Here is a 17,681-nt window from a genome sequence, read left to right on the forward strand (position 1 = left end):
GCAGTTGTTGGTTGTTATTCGCAAGCAACTCGACTAGGCTGGAGAAGTTATCCTCTCGGCCGCCGTGGCAACTTGTATAACTTAGCACACCCGCTGGCCTTGTCAAATCCGGCCTTTCCGCCATGTCCTCGCGCTCTAAGGCGCTCCGACGTTGTCCCGTGAAGGACTGCCCGATCCGAGACCGTGGTCTCTCGCCGGGCGGCGAAGTGGCTGGACCCGAGGGGTCCTGCGATGGCTTTACATCCGTCGCGAGGACGTGCTCCGAGGAGCTGTCTTCGGTGGGATGGTCTCGATTGAGGCCGGGACGTAGGAACTGCACTCCGTGAGGAGGCCCGTTCTTCCGTTTCCCTGCGGCCTTTGTGACGACTCGGAATAAGTTACGCAGCGATCATCCCCGTGTCAAACGACGAGTCGGAATCGAGCATCCCGGGCGTGTCGCGGGGAGGTCCCCCTCCCCAGGCGCGGATCGCGCAGTCTCTCCACCGTTCACTCCTGCCGCCCCCTCCGCGTCCGACCGGATCGGGAGAATGAGCGCATGGATCCCGACTCCCCCGCCACCGGCTCCGCGCCTCCCGTTCTCCGCACCGTCGACCAGGCTGTCGCGCTCGTGGTCGACGCCGCGGTGGGCCATCGGCTGCTCGTCGTCGGCGTGACCGGTGCACCCGGTGCGGGCAAGTCGACTCTCGCCGCCGAGCTGCGAGGACGGATTCCGGGGGCGCTCGTCCTGGGACTCGACGGGTACCACCTGTCCCAGGCCCGCCTGCGCGAGCTGGGCCGGCGGGAGCGCATGGGGGCTCCCGACACCTTCGACACCGCGGGCTTCGTGGCCGCGCTCCGACGCCTCCGTCGCGCAGAGCGCGGAGACGTGCTGAGGGTCGCGTCGTTCGACCGGTCCATCGAGGAGGCGATCCCCGAGGGCGCGGTCCTCCCGATCTCCGACGCGACCGTCGTCCTCGTCGAGGGCAACTACCTGCTGCTCGAGGAGGAGGGCTGGGGAGAGGTCGCTCCTCTCCTCGACCTCGCGCTGCACCTGCGCATCGATCCCGAGGTCAGGCGTCGTCGCCTCGCCGCTCGGCACCTCCGCTTCGGCAAGACCCTCGACGATGCGCTGGCGTGGAGCGCCGGACCGGACGAGCGCAACGCCGAGCGGATCGAGGCGGCCGCCGACCGAGCCGACGCGATCCTCCACCCGGCACCGGAGAGGCCCCTGCGGGTGCTCCATCTCTCGGACACCCATCTGCTCGGGGATCCGAGTGCCCGGTACGACCGCGTGATCGACACCCGAGAGAGTCTCGCCGCCGTGCTCCGGGCCCACTCCGCGGTGCCCGACCTCGACGCCGTGATCGTCTCGGGTGATCTGAGCGACGACGGCTCCCCCGAGTCCTATGCGGCACTCCGCGCGATGCTCTCGGACTGGTGTGCCGACCGGGAGGCGACTCTCATCCTCGCGCTCGGCAATCACGACGTCCGCGAGGGGTTCGGATCGACCGGCGCTCTGAACACCGAGACCGAGGTGCGCGGCGTCCGGATCCTCGCACTCGACTCCTCCGTTCCGGGCGGACCGTCATGGGGGCTGCTGACCGAGGCGACCCTCGCCTGGCTGCGGGAGCGCCTCCGCGCGGACCCTCTCCGACCGACCGTGCTCGTCCTGCACCACCCGCCGATCGAGGCGGTCACTCCCCTGCACCGACGGATGGGGCTCGCGAACCCCCACGATCTCTGGGAGGCGGTCGCCGGCGCGCGGATCCTCGCCGTGCTATCGGGTCACTGGCACCACGCCTTCATCGACACGACGACTCCGGCGCCGGTCGTCGTCGCCCCCGGAGCCGCGAACCGCACCGACGTCCTCGCCGGGCCGGCGCACGAGAGGTCGGTGGCCGCCTCCGGAGCATCGATCGTCGAGGTGCTGTCGCACGGAGTCCGGGTGACGAGCACCGAGATCGACGCACCGCACCGGGGGACCGAGCTCTTCGACGTCAGCGGAGAGGTGCTGGCCGACTGGCGGCGACGGCTCGGCTTCCCCGGATGAGGGCGGTGCGGCATTATTAGTCAGTAGGCTGACTAATTCCACGCCCCGCCCCGAGGAGAACCATGTCCCCCCTCGCACTGCTCGTCCGCTCCCGGCGTCGCGCCTGGATCACCGTCCTCGCAGCGGTCGTCGCCGTCGGAGCCCTCTTCGCCCTGCTGCCCTCCGGTGGCGAGTCCGGCTTCCCGCAGTCGGGGCTGCCCGACTCGGCTCCGTCGGCGAAGGTCGCCGCGCTCCTCGAGGAGTTCCCCTCGGCCGATGCGACGGCGGGGGTCGTCCTCTGGAACCGCGACAGCGGCCTCACCGACGACGACACCGCGGCCATCGGCGAGCGCGCGGCCGAGCTCGCGACGCTGTCGACGACTCCGGAGGCGGTCCGACCGCAGTTCAGCGACGACGGTCGGGCCGCACTCGTCGCCGTCCCTCTGTCGGCGTCCGACGTCGAGGCCGACGTCGAGGCCGACGTCGAGTCGATCGCCGACCGGCTGCGAGCGGCGGGCTCCGCCGACCTCCCGGCCGGCCTCGACAGCTACCTGACCGGAGCGGTCGGGTTCCAGGCCGACATCTCGAACGCCTTCGCGGGCGCCGACGTCCGCCTGCTGCTCGTCACCGTGATCGTCGTGGCGGTCCTGCTCATCGCGACCTACCGCAGCCCGATCCTCTGGATCGTCCCCCTCGCGGTGGTCGGCGTCGCCGACGGACTCGCCCGGATCGTCGTCTCCGCCCTGGCCGAGGCGGTCGGCGTGTCGATCGACGCGTCCGTGAGCGGCATCCTCTCGGTGCTCGTCTTCGGCGCAGGGACGAACTACGCCCTGCTGCTGGTCGCCCGCTACCGGGAGGAGCTGCTCCACGAGGAGGACCGGCACCGCGCGATGGCGACCGCCGTCCGCAGCGCCGGCCCGGCGATCGCGGCAAGCGGAGGGACGGTCGCGCTCAGCCTGCTCACCCTGCTGCTCGCCGAGCTCGCCGGCAACCGCGCACTCGGCTTCGCGTGCGCCGTCGGCGTGGTGATCGCGATCGTGTTCGCGCTCGTCGTGCTCCCCAGTGCCCTGGTGCTCTGCGGGCGCGGACTCTTCTGGCCGTTCGTGCCGAGACCGCAGGGCGACGCCTCCGTCGGACGCACTCGGGAGGACGGGCTGTGGACCCGGCTCGGCCGGGCGGTGGCACGACGTCCGGGTCGCGTGGCGATCGTCGCCACCCTCGGTGTCGCACTGCTCTCGCTCGGACTCGTCGGCGCGAAGGTCGGGCTCTCGCAGACCGACCAGCTGCTCGGCGACCCCGAGTCGGTGCGCGCCCAGGTCGTGATCGACGAGTCCTTCGATGCCGGCCTCACCGCGCAGACCACTGTGCTGGCACCCGACGACGCCGTCGCCGAGGCGACCGCCCTCGCCGAGGACACCCCCGGGGTCGAGTCGGTCCGGCCCGGCGAGAGCGCGAACGGACTGACCTCGGTGAGCCTCGTCCTCGCCTCCGAACCCGAGAGCGCCGAGAGCTTCGCGACCATCACCGCCCTGCGGGCGGCCTACGCCGACGCGACCGGCCCGGTCTCGGAGACCCTCGTCGGCGGCAGCGACGCCACGGCGCTCGACACGCAGTCGGCGTCGGAGCGCGACCAGGGCCTGATCATCCCGATCATCCTGGCGATCGTGTTCCTGATCCTCGCGCTGCTGCTGCGCTCGCTCGTCGCACCGGTGCTGCTCATCGCGAGCGTGCTGGCGACGTTCTTCGCGAGTCTCGGAGCCGCGAACCTGCTCTTCCGCGGGCTGCTCGGATTCCCCGCGTTCGACGCGAACGTGGTGCTGTTCGCCTTCCTGTTCCTGGTGGCGCTGGGAGTCGACTACAACATCTTCCTCGTGACCCGGGCCCGCGAGGAGCGCTCCGCGCACGGCACCCGCGAGGGGATGGTGCGCGCGCTGTCGTCGACCGGCGGGGTCATCACGAGCGCGGGCATCCTGCTCGCGGCGGTGTTCGCCGTGCTCGGCGTGCTGCCGGTCGTGGCTCTCACGCAGATCGGCGTGATCGTCTGCATCGGCGTGCTGCTCGACACGCTGGTCGTGCGCACGGTCCTGGTGCCGGCACTCGTCTTCCTCACCGGCGACGCGTTCTGGTGGCCGAGCGCGCGAAGGGCCTCTCGGCACGCGGCGAGCGCCTGACCGGCCCACCGCCGCGAGGGCGGAGGGAAGCGGACGGTGCGGGGCCGCACGCGACAGCCCGCACCGTCCGCTGATCGTGGTCCGCGGACGCGGAGGTCAGGTCGAGGGCAGCGCCACCGCGCCGGTCGCCACCGCGTGCTCGCGCGACACCCGCGGGCGGGCGGGCTGCGCGTCGGTGTAGCGGCCGACCCGGTTCGGGATCACCGCGGTCGTCGTGACGTAGGAGCCCCACATCGGGGAGGGGACGTACTCTGAGGGTCGTTCGATGGACATGTCTCTTCTTTCACGGGAGGGGTTCGTCGGACTCGCGCGGTGCCGGGGTCCAGCCCGGCACCGCGCACTCTGTGCGTCGGTCGACGACTCGCGGTCGGCGACCCGAGGTCATCGGCTCGGGATCAGGCCCCGATGCCGACCTCTTCGGGCGAGACGTCGGCGCCGGGAGCGGACGGCTCGAGTGCCTCGGCGACGCGCTGCGCCAGCGAGCTGTCGACGTTCGCCCAGTACTGGAGCACGCGCTGACGCAGCTCGGGACGGGTCACCTTCGAGACGTGACCGGCGATGTTCGAGACCAGACGGGCCTTCGCGGCGTCGTCGAGGACCTCGCGGTAGAGGGTCCCGGCCTGACCGAAGTCGTCGTCCTCGGGGTGGAGGGTCGCCGCGGCGCGCGTGAGCTCGCCGTCGCTCTCCCAGCCCGTCGACTCCGCGGCGCGCGCGGGATCGGCGTGCGCGCCTCCGGTGGTGTTGGGCGCGTAGACCGGGAGCTCGGCCTTCTGGAAGTCGAACCGCATGGGCCCGTCCTTCGAGTAGGAGTGCACCGGCGACTTCGGCGCGTTGACCGGCAGCTGGGCGTGGTTCGCCCCCACGCGGTAGCGGTGCGCGTCGGCGTAGCTGAAGATGCGGGCGAGCAGCATCTTGTCGGGGCTCGCCGCGATGCCGGGCACGAAGTTCGACGGCGCGAACGCGGCCTGCTCGATCTGCGCGAAGTAGTTCTCGGGGTTGCGGTCGAGGATCATCGAGCCGACCTCGATCAGCGGGTAGTCCGCGTGCGGCCAGACCTTGGTGAGGTCGAACGGGTTGAACCGGTAGCTCTTCGCGTCCTCGTACGGCATGACCTGGACGGAGAGGGTCCACGAGGGGAAGTCGCCGCGGTCGATCGCCGAGGACAGGTCGCGGATGTGGAAGTCGGCATCCTCTCCGGCGATCTGGTCGGCCTGCTCCTGGCTGAGGATCTCGATGCCCTGGTCGGTCTTGAAGTGGTACTTGACCCAGAAGCGCTCACCGGCCGCGTTGATCCACTGGTAGGTGTGCGAGCCGAAGCCGTCCATGTGGCGCCACGAGCTCGGGAGACCGCGGTCGCCCATGAGCCAGGTGACCTGGTGGGCCGACTCGGGCGAGAGGGTCCAGAAGTCCCACTGCATGTCGTGGTCGCGCAGGTGCGAGCCGGGGAGGCGCTTCTGCGAGCGGATGAAGTCGGGGAACTTGATGCCGTCGCGGAGGAAGAAGACGGGGGTGTTGTTGCCGACGAGGTCGTAGTTTCCCTCGCTCGTGTAGAACTTCAGCGCGAAGCCGCGCGGGTCGCGCCAGGTGTCGGGCGAGCCCTGCTCGCCGGCGACGGTGGAGAAGCGCGCGAGCATCTCGGTCTCGACCCCGGGCTGGAAGAGCGCGGCGCGGGTGTACGCGCTGACGTCGCCGGTGGTGACGAAGCGACCGAACGCTCCGCCGCCCTTGGCGTGGACGACCCGCTCGGGGATGCGCTCGCGGTTGAACTGCGCGAGCTTCTCGAGGAGGTAGTGGTCGTGGAGCGCGAGGGGGCCGTCGGCTCCGACGCTCAGCGAGTGCTCGTCGCTGGCGACCGGTGCTCCGGAGTTGGTCGTCGTGAATCGTTCCTCGGTCATGGTCCTCCTGTCGGCGGCGGGCCGGGGCCCGTCGCTGCGGTGTTGGGCGATCGGTGTCAGTTCTGCGCTGCCGCGAGGCAGTCGGGGCAGGTGCCCCAGAACGTGACGTCGGCGGTGTCGATGGCGAAGCCGTTCGAGGACGCCGGGTGCAGGCACGGAGCCTGACCGACGACGCAGTCGACGTCGCCCACGGCGCCGCAGACGCGGCAGACGACGTGGTGGTGGTTGTCGCCGACGCGCAGCTCGAACCGGCGGGGGTGACCCTCCGGCTCGATCCGGCGGGTGAGGCCGGCCTCGGTGAAGGCCGAGAGGACCCCGTACACCGCCTGGGCGGAGGTGTCGCGGAGCTCGACGCGCACTCGGGCGAGGACGCCGTCGACGTCGGAGTGCGGGTGCCCCTCGAGGGCCCGCAGGACGGCCCGCCGGGTGGCGGTGGCCTTGAGCCCTGAGGCTCGGAGGCGCTCGTCCTGTGTCGTCATACCGGTCACGCTAGCGGAGTTGTGTTGATTGAGTCAAAACAACTGCGGCGTTTCTCAGAGGACGCGGGGCGGAGTGCCGGGGCGGGTGCGGTCCGCGGGAGGGGGGCGCGATCAGGCGACGGGGCCCTCGACCAGGGTGACCTGGGCCGAGTGCGAGGCGCCGGCGGAGTCGGTCCAGGTGAGGGTCACCGACTCGCCGGGCTCGCGCTGAGCGAGGTCGGCCGAGAGCGCGTCGGCCGAGGCGATCGCCGTGCCGTCCACCGCGGTGATGACGTCGCCCGCTGCGAGTCCCGCCCGGGCTGCGGGGCCGTCGGTGACGACTCCCGAGACCACGGCACCGGCGGCAGCCGAGACCGCCGAGCGGTAGGGCGAGGTCGAGGCGGTCGACGAGAGCGCGACTCCGAGGAAAGCGGGGTAGCCGATCTCTACCGTGGCGGTGTCGGCCCCGGCCTCGATCGTGGCGACGATGTCGAGCGCCGTCGAGATCGGGATGGCGAAGCCGGTGATGTCGGCGGATCCGCTCGAGGCGGCGGTGCTGATCCCGACCACTTCGCCCTCGGAGTCGACGAGCGGCCCGCCCGAGTCGCCCGAGACGATGTCGGCGTCGACCTGGATCAGCCCGGAGAGGGTCTCGCCCGAGATCCCGGCCTCGGACTGCGTGGTGATGGTCTGCGCGAGCGCCGTCACGGCACCGGACGCGGCGACCAGGTTGCCGGTCCCCTCCGCGTTGCCGACCGCGGTGACCGCGTCGCCGACGGCGACCCCGTCGGTGTCGAGCGTGGCGGGAGTGAGACCGGAGGCGTCCTCGAGCTGGAGGACGGCGATGTCGTCGGTCTTGTCGGTCCCGACGACGCGGGCCGTGTAGGTCTCGCCGGTCGACTCGACGGTGACCTGGATGCTGGTCGCGCCCTCGACGACGTGGTTGTTGGTGAGGATCGTGCCGTCGGAGGTGAGGATGATGCCGGTTCCTGCCGAGGTCGCGCTCTCGTAGGTGAGGTCGGAGGTGATCGTGACGACGCCGGCGGTCTGGGCAGCGGTCGCGGCGACGGCGTCGGTCGCGGTGCCGGAGCTCCCGGTGGCGGAGCCCGTGCCGCCGGAGTAGGGCGAGAGCGTCGTGCCGCCGGAGTAGGGCGAGAGCGTGGTCCCGCCGCCGAACCCGCCGCGCGAGCCGCCGGGGTAGACAGTGGTGCTCGCGCTGGAGGTGGAGGAGGCGGCGACCTCGGTGCTGCCGGCGTACGAGACGCCGCCCGCGGTGAGGCCGATCAGGACCGCGAGACCGGCTCCGCCGGCGATGAGTGCGCGGCGGCGTCGGCGGCGGTCGTCGGTGCGCAGGGCCAGGCGCTCGTCGAGGGCGGTCTGTTCGGCTGCGGTGTGGTCGGAGTGGGCGGTGGGCTCGTCGCCCTGGTGCTGCTCGTTCATGATGTCGTCCTCGTGGCCGGGGCCGCCCCGTTCGGCGACCTGGGTCCATTCGACGACCGCGCGCATCGCGGCGGCTGGACGAATCCTATGGGCGGCTTATGAAGGTGGGGGAGGCGTTGACCGGGCGTGGCCGCCCCCGTTGATCGAGTAGCCCGCGAAGCGGGCGTATCGAGATCCACCAGCGTCGGACGGGCGGATCTGAGGAACGGTCTGCTGAAGCTGGTGGGTCTCGATACGCCCCTGCGGGGCTACTCGACCAGCAGGCGGGGGAGGGGATCGATCGATCAGCAGGAGTCGGCAGGAAATAGTTGTGGCTACAACTGAGTTGGGTCTAGCGTGAACGAGATGACCGCCACCGCACCCGACCTGCTCGCGCCCGACACCACGATGGGCGCGGTCACCCTCCGCGTCGCCGACCTCGACGGGATGATCGCCTACTACCGCGACGCCGTCACCCTCGACCTGCTCTCGCACGACGGACCGGTCGCGGTGCTCGGTCGCGGCGGTGTCGCCTCCGTGATCCTGCAGCACGCACCGGAGCTCCGGCACGCCGGGCCGCGCAGCGCGGGGCTGTTCCACACGGCGATCCTCTTCGAGTCGGAGGCGGCGCTCGCCGCAGCGGTCTACAGCGTCGCGACCCGGCACCCCGGCTCGTTCACCGGCAGCTCCGACCACCTCGTGAGCAAGGCCTTCTACTTCGACGACCCGGAGCACAACGGCGTCGAGCTGTACTGGGACCGCGACCGCACGCAGTGGTCGTGGACCCACGGCCGGATCGAGATGTCGACGCTGTTCCTCGACCCGAACGAGTTCCTCCGGGAGCACCTGATGGACGAGACGATCGTGCAGCCGCGGCTGGGCGGCGCCTCCGTCGGGCACGTGCACCTGAGCGTGGGCGACGTCGCGACCGCGAAGGAGTTCTACGTCGACCGGCTCGGCTTCGAGACGACGATCGCCCACGGCGGGCAGGCGCTCTTCGTGTCGGCGGGCGGCTACCACCACCACATGGCCATGAACACCTGGAACTCGCTCGGCGCCGGTCGACGCCAGCTCGCGCTCGGCCTCGGGCAGGTGGAGATCGTGGTGCCGGGGGCCGACGATCTCGGCGCCCTCGGCGAGCGACTCCGTCACGCGCGGGTCGCGACGCAGGACGACGGGCGGACGCTGGCGTTCGAGGACCCGTGGTCGAACGCGATCCGGGTGACGCCGGCGAGCTGAGGCGCGCGCCCGCTCCGCGGGATTCCGCGGCGGGTACGATGGGGGCGCGGAATTCGCACTCCCCCGAGACTCCGGAGTACACGGTGCCCACGATCGTCGTTGAAGTCATGCCCAAGGCCGAGCTGCTCGATCCGCAGGGGAAGGCCGTCGCCGGAGCGCTCTCGCGGCTCGGGCACTCGGCGGTGACGGGCGTGCGCGTGGGCAAGCGCTTCGAGATCACGGTCGACGAGGTCACCGACGAGGTGCGCGCGACGGTCGAGGCGATCGCCGACGACATGCTGTCGAACTCGGTCATCGAGGACGTCGTCGGCATCCACTACCCGGCGGCCGTCTGATGCGCATCGGCGTCATCACGTTCCCGGGCTCGCTCGACGACCGCGACGCCCAGCGCGCGGTCCGCTTCGCGGGGGCCGAGGCCGTCGCCCTCTGGCACGGCGACCACGACCTCGACGGGGTCGACGCGATCGTGCTGCCCGGCGGCTTCTCGTACGGCGACTACCTGCGCTGCGGAGCCATCGCCTCCCACTCCCCGATCATGCGCGAGGTCATCGACGCGGCGAACGCCGGGATGCCGGTGCTCGGCATCTGCAACGGCTTCCAGATGCTGACCGAGGCGCACCTGCTGCCCGGCGGCCTGATCCGCAACGACGTCGGCTCGTTCGTCTGCCGCGACCAGCGCCTCCGCGTCGAGAACGCGTCGACGGTGTGGACCGGCGAGTTCGAGGCCGGCCAGGAGATCACGATCCCGCTGAAGAACGGCGAGGGCGGCTACATCGCGTCGGCCGAGACGATCGCCGAGCTCGAGGGCGAGGGTCGCGTGGTGTTCCGCTACCTCGGCAAGAACCCCAACGGCTCGATGAACGACATCGCCGGGATCAGCAGCGCCCGCGGCAACGTCGTCGGCCTGATGCCGCACCCCGAGCACGCGGTCGAGGCGGGCTTCGGCCCCGACACTCCCGCCGCGATGCGCTCGGGCGTGGACGGCCTGGCGTTCTTCACGTCGGCCGTGAACGCGCTGCTGCAGACGGCGTAGACGCGGTTGGGGCGCATCACCGTCGCCGGCCCGCTGGTCGAGTAGCCGCCGCAGGCGGCGTATCGAGACCCACCACGTCAGAACGGGTGCCTGCACACCTCGGCTTCTGACGCTGATGGATCGCGATACGCCCGCTGCGCGGGCTACTCGATCAGCAGGCGGACGGACGCGCCTCCAGGTCGAACCGCGGTCGAGGCCTACGGGCCCGTCATCACCTCGGGCTCCGCGGCCATCGTGATCGTGGGGATCGAGGCGGTGATCACGGTGCCGTCGGAGCGGCGGGTGCCCTCGATGTCGGACGTGGTCGGCGCGCCGATCAGGCGCGGGCCCTGGTGGCCGAGTCCGACGCGGACCGGGTTGCCGGCCTCGACGTGCACGCGCTCGTCGCGGACGGTGATCGAGGCGGCGTCGCCGGTCTCGACGGTCAGGAGCACCGACTCCTGCGTCACCTCGACCCGTACGCGGGTGCCGTGCAGCGTGATGCGGAAGGTCAGGCGGTCCCAGTCGTCGGGGAGGCGCGGGTCGAGCGTGATGCGCCCGCCGTGGTCGCGCATCCCGCCGAAGCCGTAGACCAGCGCGCTCCACACGCCGCCGGTCGACGCGACGTGGATGCCGTCGGCCGTGTTGCGGTGGAGGTCGGCGAGGTCGACGAACAGCGCCGACAGGAAGTAGTGCCGCGACAGCTCGTTGTAGCCGACCTCGGCCGCGATGATCGACTGCACGACCGCCGAGAGGGTCGAGTCGCCCGTGGTCAGCGCGTCGTAGTACTCGAAGTCGGCGCGCTTCTGCTCGGCGGTGAACTCGTTGCCCTGCAGCAGCAGCGCGAGCACGACGTCGGCCTGCTTGAGCACCTGGAAGCGGTAGATCACCAGCGGGTGGAAGTGCAGCAGCAGCGGGCGCTTGCTCGCGGGCGTGTTCTCGAGGTCCCAGAGCTCCTTCTCGAGGAACGCGGCGTCCTGCGGGTGGATGCCGGCCCGGTCGTCGAAGGGGATGTGCATCTTGTCGGCCGCGCGGGCCCACTCGATGACCTCGTCCTCGACGACGTGGAGGCGCGCGACCATCCGCTCGTAGGCGGCCGGCTCGACCGCCTTCAGCAGCTCGACGGCGCGCGCCGCGGCACGGAGGTTCGAGCGGGCCATCACGTTCGTGTAGAGGTTGTCGTTGACGACGGTCGTGTACTCGTCGGGGCCGGTCACCCCGTGGATGTGGAAGTGGTCGTCGCCGTTGCTGCGCCAGAAGCCCAGGTCGGCCCACATCCGCGCGGTCTCGACGAGGATGTCGATCGCTCCGCGGGCGAGGAAGTCGTCGTCGCCGGTCGCCGCCACGTACTGCATCAGCGCATACGAGATGTCGGCGTCGATGTGGTACTGCGCGGTCCCGGCGGCGTAGTACGCCGACGACTCCTGACCGTTGATCGTGCGCCAGGGGAACAGCGCGCCGCGCTGGTTGAGCTCGGCCGCGCGGGAGCGGGCGGAGTCGAGCATGTTCTGCCGGAAGCGCAGCGCGTTCCGAGCGACGAGCGGCGCGGTGTAGCTGAGGAACGGGAGGACGTAGACCTCGGTGTCCCAGAAGTAGTGCCCGCCGTATCCGGAGCCCGAGACGCCCTTCGCCGCGACGCCGCCGCCGTCGGTCCGCGCGGTCGACTGCGCGAGCTGGAAGAGGTTCCAGCGGGTGGCCTGCTGGATCGCGGGCTGGCCGTCGATCTGCACGTCGGAGCGCTGCCAGAAGTCGTCGAGCCACTCGCGCTGCTTCGCGAACTGCTCCTCCACCGGCGTCTCGCGGGCGCGGTCGAGGGTGCGGTCGCAGCGGTCGGCGAGCTCGCGCACGGGCACGCCGCGGGAGGTGTGATAGGTCAGCGTCTTGACGAGCCGGACCGGCACTCCAGCCTTCGCCTTGACGCGGTAGACGTGCTTGGCGAGGTCGTCGTCGATCTGGGAGGTCTGGTCCCACTCGTTCTCGGTCTCGAGCACGTGCTCGGCACCGCAGGCGATGGTCATCCCGGAGTTGGTGGTGCGGTAGCCGAGCAGGTAGCGGGTGCCGTTGACCCGCTTGAGGCGCGGCTGGAGCACGCGCTCCTCGAAGGACTCGGCCTTGCGCGGGTCGAAGCCGGCGCCCTCGCTGCCGGAGGGCGCGTGGTACTCGTCGATGCCGTCCTGGCGGTTGAGGATCTGGCTCGAGATGAGGACGGACGCGTCGTCGTCGATCATCTCGACCTCGTAGTCGAGGATCGCGAGGTGCCGGTCGGTGAACGACACGAGGCGGCGCGCGCGGATGAGCACCCGCTTGCCCGACGGAGTCCGCCACTCGATCTCGCGGGTGAGGACGCCGTTCGCGAAGTCGAGGCGGCGCGTGTAGGCGAGGACGTCGGCCTCGCTCAGCACGAACGGCTCGTCGTCGACGTAGAGGCGGAGGATCTTGGCGTCGGGGACGTTCACGATGGTCTGGCCGACGCGGGCGAAGCCGAACGCCTCCTCGGCGTGCCGGATGGGCCAGGTCTCGTGGAACCCGTTGATGAAGGTGCCGTAGGCGTAGCCGTCGCGACCCTCCTCGACATTGCCGCGGAGGCCGAGGTAGCCGTTGCCGGTGGCGAAGAGCGTCTCGGTGCGGCCTTGGAGCTCGGTCGCGAACTCGGTCTCGACGAGGGCCCACTCGTCGACCGGGAAGCGGTTGCGGTCGAGCGGGTCGGAGGTGATGGGGTTCATGCGGCGTCCTCGGGGGCGGGGGCAGAGGGGAGGAAGGGGAGCAGCTCGGCGAGGTCGTCGACGACGATGTCGGCGCCGTGGGCGAGCAGGGTCTCGCGACCGACGCCGCGGTCGACTCCGACGACGAGGCCGAAGGCGCCCGCGCGGCCTGCGGCGACTCCGGAGTGGGCGTCCTCGACGACGACGCACTCGGCGGCGGTGAGCCCGAGGAGCTCGGCGGCGTAGAGGTAGGTGTCGGGGGCGGGCTTGCCCGCGATCCCCCGGTCGGCGGCGAGCAGGCCGTCGACGACCACCTCGAAGCGGTCGCGGAGGCCGGCGGCCTCGAGCACGGGCACGCCGTTGCGGGAGGAGGTGACCACGGCCACCTCGACGCCCGCGGCGATCGCGGCGTCGAGGAACGCGAGCGAGCCGGGGTACGGGGAGACGCCCTCCTCGTCGAGCGTGGCGTTGAACGCCGCGTTCTTGCGGTTGCCGAGACCGCAGACCGTCTCGAGTGCGGGGTCGTCGCTGGGCGAGCCCTCGGGCAGGGTGATCCCTCGGGAGGCGAGCAGCGCGCGGACGCCGTCGTAGCGCGGACGCCCGTCGATGTACTGGAAGTAGTCGGCGTCGCTGTAGCCGCGCTCGATGCCCTTCGACTCGAGGTACGGCGTGAACAGGCGCGCCCAAGCGTGCATGTGCACATCGGCGGTCGGGGTGAGAACGCCGTCGAGATCGAACAGGAGCGCCTTCAACCCGCGCAGGGCGGAGGCGTCGGGGCGCGGCGGGGAAGCAGTCACGGCGGGGAGGCTCTCGGATCGGGGCTCGATGCGGCGGGATCCGCCGGTGACGGCCGTCCGCCGAGGACTGGAAGGTATCGTATCGGCCCCGCGGGCGCCTCCTGGAACCGTTTACACGTCTGACATCTGCGCGCCGTCGAGGGCGGCATCGCGCGCCATGGGCGGCGACGGAGCCGCAGCGGCGTCAGGCGCTCTTCGTGTACTCGAGCGAGCCGTCCGAACCGGCCTCTGACGCGAGCTGCGAGACGCGGGCGGGACTGATGTGCAGGGCGGCCGCGGCGGCCTCGACGGTGTAGCCGCCGCCGCGGAGGGCCCGAACGGCCTCGCGACGGAGGTCGCCGGCGTGCCGGAGCGCGGCGCGAGCCTCCTCTTCGGCGCGGGCGCCCTCGTTCCACTTCGCGAGGATCTCGGCGGGTGCCTCGATGGTGACCCGCACATCCACCTCGTCGACTCCGACGTCGAGGAACACCGCCGCCAGTTCGCGCGCCGCTGCCGGTATGCCTCTGGTCGAGACCGCACCCCCTGTCGCGACCAGGTCGACTCCGTTGGGCGCCGTCGACCTGAGCTCGGGGATCTCGATCGTCCACCACCCGCCGCTGTCCCGGTAGGCGCGCGCAGTGAGGACGCGGGGCTCGCTCGTCATGCTCGATTCCATTCGCTCGGGGTGTCGTCGAAGACCGACTGCAGCTGCCGGACCACGCCCGGCGAGACCTGGCCCCTGTGCTGCACGAGGGTGAAGGTCGTACCGCCTCCGGCCGGGCTCCATGTCTCGTGGCTGCCCCTCTGGCGAGTGCGCTCCCAGCCACGGGAGCGGAGGAACCTCGTGACGTCGCGGTACTTCTGCGGCCTGGTCATCAGGCTATTCCAGCCCTCCCTTCACCTCAAGTGTCAGGGTGGGCTTCAATCTGGTGAGGATCCGGCTGTTCCACTCCTGGGGAGGAGACTCTGCGCTCTGAGGGCGATGCAGCGATACCGCGGCGCGCGACCGAGGACCGCGGTCACCGGCGTCCGTGGCTCACAACTGAGGCTGAGGCAGGGGAAACGCTGGATTCTCGAGGATCTCGGCCGTTCAGCCTTGCTTGCGAGGGTCCGGAGCCAGCCGGTGGCGGCCGAGGGGCAGCATCAGCGGCGTGCCGGAGGTGGGGTCGGTGATGATGCGGCTGTCGAGGCCGAAGACGGCGAGCACGGTCTCCTCTGTGAGCACCTCGGCCGGAGTTCCGGAGGCGTGCACCGCGCCGCCCGCGAGCGCCACGAGGTGGTCGGCGTAGCGGGCCGCGAGGTTGAGGTCGTGCAGGACCATCACGATGGTCGTGCCGCGGGTGCGGTTGAGGTCGACGAGGAGGTCGAGCACCTCGATCTGGTGGCTGACGTCGAGGAACGTCGTCGGCTCGTCGAGCAGCAGCAGATCGGTCTCCTGGGCGAGGGCCATCGCGATCCACACGCGCTGGCGCTGGCCGCCCGAGAGCTCGTCGACCGCGCGGTCGGCGAGGGAGGCGGTGTCGGTCGCGTCGAGCGCGGTGGCGACGGCCTCGTCGTCGTGGGCGCTCCAGCGGCTGAGCAGGCCCTGGTGCGGGTGGCGGCCTCGACCGACGAGGTCGGCGACGGTGATCCCCTCCGGCGCGATCGGCGACTGCGGCAGGAGGCCGAGGGTGCGGGCGAGCTGCTTCGCAGGCGTCCGGTGCACAGCTCTGCCGTCGAGCAGCACGGTTCCGGCGCGCGGGGCCAGCAGCCGCGACATCGAGCGGAGGAGGGTCGACTTGCCGCAGGCGTTCGCGCCGACGATCGCGGTGATGCGGCCGGGCGGCACGACCAGGTCGAGGCCGGTGACGACGGTGCGATCGCCGTAGCCGAGGGACAGGTCCTCGACGACGAGGGTGTGGTCTGCGGTCACAGTGAGCCTCCCGACCGGTTGCTCCGGACGATCAAGTAGATGAGGTAGGGGGCGCCGAGGACGCCGGTGACGACTCCGACGGGATAGCGGATGTCGAGGGCGAACTGCCCGACGAAGTCGGCGACGAGGACCAGCAGCGCGCCGACCAGGGCCGAGGGGACGAGGAGGGAGGCGCCGGGGCCGACGAGGCGCGCGGCGATCGGACCGGCGAGGAAGGCCACGAAGGCGATCGGCCCGGCGGCGGCGGTCGCGAAGGCGATCAGGCCGACGGCGGCGACGATCACGACCAGGCGGGTCGCGTTCACGCGGATCCCCAGGGCGGAGGCGGTGTCGTCGCCGAGCTGCGTCGCGACCAGGTCGCGCGAGCGCGAGAGCAGCACCGGAGTGAGGACGACCACCGCGATCAGAACCGGCACGACCTGGCCCCAGCTCGCTCCGTTGAGGCTGCCGGTGAGCCAGCGGGTGGCCTCCTGCAGATCCCACGCGGCGGCCTGGGTGAGGACGTAGGCGGTGAGGCTGTCGAGCATCGCGGCGACGCCGATGCCGATCAGGATGAGCCGGGTGCCGGCGACCCCGCTGCGGTAGGCGAGGGCGTAGACGATCAGGGCGACGACGAGGCCCGCGGTGATGGCGAGGATCGAGACCTGCGTGGACCCGAGCGACAGGGTGACGATGGCGAAGGCCGCCGCCGCGCTCGCTCCCGCGCTGATGCCGATGATGTCGGGGCTCGCGAGCGGGTTCCGGAGCATGGTCTGGAAGCTCACGCCGCCGAGCCCGAAGCAGAGGCCGACGAGGACGGCGAGGACCGCGCGCGGGAGGCGGAGGCGGCCGACGGTGAAGGTCGCGCCGGGCACCTGCTCTCCGGCGATCACGCGGAGGACCTCGGCCGGCGTGTAGACGGTCTGGCCGACGAGCAGCGAGACGGCGAACGCGGCGACGATCAGGAGCGCGAGGACGAGCACGACGACGCGGCGGCGGGCGCCCCGGCGACGGCGGCCGGCCGCGACGGCCAGGGCGGTCGGGCCGGGGACGGGTGCCGTCACAGCTCGCGCACCTTCTGCCGGCGGACGATCGCGATGAAGACCGGCGCCCCGATGAGCGCGGTGATGATGCCGACGTCGATCTCGCTCGGCCGCGCGACGAGGCGGCCGATGATGTCGGCGCCGACGAGCAGCACTGCACCGGTGACCGCCGAGAACGGCAGCAGCCAGCGGTGGTCGACCCCGACGAGGAGGCGGCACGCGTGCGGCACGACGAGTCCGACGAAGCCGATCGGTCCGGTGACCGCAGTGGTCGCTCCGCAGAGGACGACGGCGCCGAGGGCCGCGGCACCGCGCGCCACCGCCACGCGCTCGCCGAGGCCCGCGGCGAGCTCGTCGCCCAGAGCGAGGGTGTTCAGGCTCTTGGCCGAGAGGACGCAGAGCGCGAGGCCGGCGACCAGGAACGGCAGGACCTGGCCGATGCTCGCGTAGCTGCCGCCGCCGACTCCGCCGATCTGCCACGAGCGGATGCCGCCGGCGAGATCGGCGCGCGGCAGGACGATCGCGCTGATCAGCGAGACGAGGGCGGCCGAGGTGGCGGCTCCGGCGAGCGCGAGCTTGAGCGGAGTCGCTCCCCCGCGGCCCAGCGAGCCGACGGTGTAGACGAACAGCGCGGCGAGCGCGGCCCCCGTGATGGCGACCCAGATGTAGCCGGTCGCGGTGTCCAGCCCGAAGAAGACGATGCCGGTGACGACCGCGAGCGAGGCGCCCGTGTTGACGCCCAGGATCCCGGGGTCGGCGAGCGGATTGCGGGTGACGCCCTGCATGAGGACGCCGGCGACCCCGAGCGCCGCGCCGGCGATCGCGGCGAGGAGAGTGCGCGGGAGGCGCTTGGCGACCGCGGCCTGCTCGAATCCGTCGGTGGAGCCTCCGAGAGCCGCGACCACGTCGCTCCACGACACCTCGCGCGAGCCGACCGTCACCGACAGCACCGCGACGGCCGCCAGCACGACGAGCGCGACGAGCAGCCAGAGGGCGCGCCGACGTCGCGGACGTCGCACGGCGGCGACGCCCGCGGCGGGCGGGGCGGTGACGGTCACGCGGAGACT

Annotated in this window: 16 protein-coding genes; 5 read left to right on the forward strand and 11 right to left on the reverse strand. The window is 71.6% G+C overall.

Going from position 1 to position 17,681, the window contains the following annotated elements; genetic code table 11:
* Nucleotides 1-535 precede the first annotated feature (535 nt).
* Together GRS92_RS09565 and GRS92_RS09570 are read left to right on the forward strand one after the other, a co-directional pair.
* Nucleotides 536-2,029: a metallophosphoesterase gene (locus GRS92_RS09565; RefSeq protein WP_159855635.1), complete on the forward strand. Its 1,494-nt coding sequence runs from the start codon at nucleotides 536-538 to the stop codon at nucleotides 2,027-2,029.
* Nucleotides 2,030-2,091: 62 nt separating this feature from the next.
* Nucleotides 2,092-4,179, forward strand: a complete 2,088-nt coding sequence (locus tag GRS92_RS09570; RefSeq protein ID WP_159855637.1) for an MMPL family transporter — start codon at nucleotides 2,092-2,094, stop codon at nucleotides 4,177-4,179.
* A gap of 96 nt (nucleotides 4,180-4,275) precedes the next feature.
* Here GRS92_RS09570 and GRS92_RS09575 read toward each other — a convergent pair whose 3' ends face one another.
* From GRS92_RS09575 to GRS92_RS09590, 4 genes are all read right to left on the reverse strand, one after another.
* Entirely contained in the window at nucleotides 4,276-4,452 is a 177-nt protein-coding gene (locus GRS92_RS09575) for a hypothetical protein (RefSeq protein WP_159855639.1), read from the reverse strand.
* A 122-nt stretch (nucleotides 4,453-4,574) separates the two neighbouring features.
* Nucleotides 4,575-6,074, reverse strand: coding sequence for a catalase (locus tag GRS92_RS09580; RefSeq protein ID WP_159855640.1), 1,500 nt, complete (start codon nucleotides 6,072-6,074; stop codon nucleotides 4,575-4,577).
* Nucleotides 6,075-6,130: 56 nt separating this feature from the next.
* Nucleotides 6,131-6,553 carry a Fur family transcriptional regulator gene (locus GRS92_RS09585; RefSeq protein ID WP_159855642.1) on the reverse strand — a complete coding sequence of 141 codons (423 nt, stop codon included), beginning with the start codon at nucleotides 6,551-6,553 and terminating at the stop codon, nucleotides 6,131-6,133.
* Nucleotides 6,554-6,664: 111 nt separating this feature from the next.
* A complete protein-coding gene (locus GRS92_RS09590; RefSeq protein ID WP_159855644.1) occupies nucleotides 6,665-7,972 on the reverse strand; it encodes a S1C family serine protease in 1,308 nt (435 codons plus the stop codon).
* A gap of 345 nt (nucleotides 7,973-8,317) precedes the next feature.
* Here GRS92_RS09590 and GRS92_RS09595 point away from each other — a divergent pair, with 345 nt between their 5' ends.
* From GRS92_RS09595 to purQ, 3 genes are all read left to right on the forward strand, one after another.
* A complete protein-coding gene (locus GRS92_RS09595) occupies nucleotides 8,318-9,190 on the forward strand; it encodes a VOC family protein (RefSeq protein ID WP_159855646.1) in 873 nt (290 codons plus the stop codon).
* An 83-nt stretch (nucleotides 9,191-9,273) separates the two neighbouring features.
* Nucleotides 9,274-9,525: a phosphoribosylformylglycinamidine synthase subunit PurS gene (gene purS, locus GRS92_RS09600; protein WP_159856300.1), complete on the forward strand. Its 252-nt coding sequence runs from the start codon at nucleotides 9,274-9,276 to the stop codon at nucleotides 9,523-9,525.
* Complete coding sequence (gene purQ / locus GRS92_RS09605; protein ID WP_159855648.1) at nucleotides 9,525-10,223, forward strand: phosphoribosylformylglycinamidine synthase subunit PurQ; 699 nt, start codon at nucleotides 9,525-9,527, stop codon at nucleotides 10,221-10,223. The genes purS and purQ overlap by 1 nt, the downstream gene beginning before the upstream one ends.
* 197 nt (nucleotides 10,224-10,420) lie before the next feature.
* Here purQ and GRS92_RS09610 read toward each other — a convergent pair whose 3' ends face one another.
* From GRS92_RS09610 to GRS92_RS09640, 7 genes are all read right to left on the reverse strand, one after another.
* Nucleotides 10,421-12,925, reverse strand: coding sequence for a glycoside hydrolase family 65 protein (locus GRS92_RS09610; protein ID WP_159855650.1), 2,505 nt, complete (start codon nucleotides 12,923-12,925; stop codon nucleotides 10,421-10,423).
* On the reverse strand, nucleotides 12,922-13,701 hold the full coding sequence (locus GRS92_RS09615; protein WP_268817143.1) for an HAD family hydrolase: 780 nt from the start codon (nucleotides 13,699-13,701) through the stop codon (nucleotides 12,922-12,924). Before GRS92_RS09615 ends, GRS92_RS09610 begins: the two co-directional genes overlap by 4 nt.
* Nucleotides 13,702-13,885: 184 nt before the next feature.
* Nucleotides 13,886-14,344 (reverse strand): hypothetical protein, encoded by a 459-nt coding sequence (locus tag GRS92_RS09620; protein WP_159855652.1) that lies wholly within the window; start codon nucleotides 14,342-14,344, stop codon nucleotides 13,886-13,888.
* Entirely contained in the window at nucleotides 14,341-14,556 is a 216-nt protein-coding gene (locus GRS92_RS09625; RefSeq protein WP_159855654.1) for a type II toxin-antitoxin system HicA family toxin, read from the reverse strand. Before GRS92_RS09625 ends, GRS92_RS09620 begins: the two co-directional genes overlap by 4 nt.
* 214 nt (nucleotides 14,557-14,770) lie before the next feature.
* A complete protein-coding gene (locus tag GRS92_RS09630) occupies nucleotides 14,771-15,592 on the reverse strand; it encodes an ABC transporter ATP-binding protein (RefSeq protein WP_159855656.1) in 822 nt (273 codons plus the stop codon).
* The gene (locus GRS92_RS09635) at nucleotides 15,589-16,635 is read right to left on the reverse strand and encodes a FecCD family ABC transporter permease (RefSeq protein ID WP_159855658.1); all 1,047 of its coding nucleotides are present in this window, start codon (nucleotides 16,633-16,635) and stop codon (nucleotides 15,589-15,591) included. The genes GRS92_RS09630 and GRS92_RS09635 overlap by 4 nt, the downstream gene beginning before the upstream one ends.
* Complete coding sequence (locus GRS92_RS09640; protein WP_159855660.1) at nucleotides 16,632-17,672, reverse strand: FecCD family ABC transporter permease; 1,041 nt, start codon at nucleotides 17,670-17,672, stop codon at nucleotides 16,632-16,634. The genes GRS92_RS09635 and GRS92_RS09640 overlap by 4 nt, the downstream gene beginning before the upstream one ends.
* Between the last annotated feature and the right edge of the window lie 9 nt (nucleotides 17,673-17,681).

The organism is Rathayibacter sp. VKM Ac-2754, from assembly GCF_009807095.1.
Classification (GTDB): domain Bacteria; phylum Actinomycetota; class Actinomycetes; order Actinomycetales; family Microbacteriaceae; genus Rathayibacter.

Coding starts and splice junctions, on each gene's coding strand:
- GRS92_RS09575 (WP_159855639.1), bottom strand. CDS start 4,452: ATGTCCATCGAACGACCCTCAGAGTACGTCCCCTCCCCGATGTGGGGC.
- purQ (WP_159855648.1), top strand. CDS start 9,525: ATGCGCATCGGCGTCATCACGTTCCCGGGCTCGCTCGACGACCGCGAC.
- GRS92_RS09585 (WP_159855642.1), bottom strand. CDS start 6,553: ATGACGACACAGGACGAGCGCCTCCGAGCCTCAGGGCTCAAGGCCACC.
- GRS92_RS09610 (WP_159855650.1), bottom strand. CDS start 12,925: ATGAACCCCATCACCTCCGACCCGCTCGACCGCAACCGCTTCCCGGTC.
- GRS92_RS09580 (WP_159855640.1), bottom strand. CDS start 6,074: ATGACCGAGGAACGATTCACGACGACCAACTCCGGAGCACCGGTCGCC.
- GRS92_RS09590 (WP_159855644.1), bottom strand. CDS start 7,972: ATGAACGAGCAGCACCAGGGCGACGAGCCCACCGCCCACTCCGACCAC.
- GRS92_RS09565 (WP_159855635.1), top strand. CDS start 536: ATGGATCCCGACTCCCCCGCCACCGGCTCCGCGCCTCCCGTTCTCCGC.
- GRS92_RS09620 (WP_159855652.1), bottom strand. CDS start 14,344: ATGACGAGCGAGCCCCGCGTCCTCACTGCGCGCGCCTACCGGGACAGC.
- GRS92_RS09625 (WP_159855654.1), bottom strand. CDS start 14,556: ATGACCAGGCCGCAGAAGTACCGCGACGTCACGAGGTTCCTCCGCTCC.
- GRS92_RS09570 (WP_159855637.1), top strand. CDS start 2,092: ATGTCCCCCCTCGCACTGCTCGTCCGCTCCCGGCGTCGCGCCTGGATC.
- GRS92_RS09595 (WP_159855646.1), top strand. CDS start 8,318: ATGACCGCCACCGCACCCGACCTGCTCGCGCCCGACACCACGATGGGC.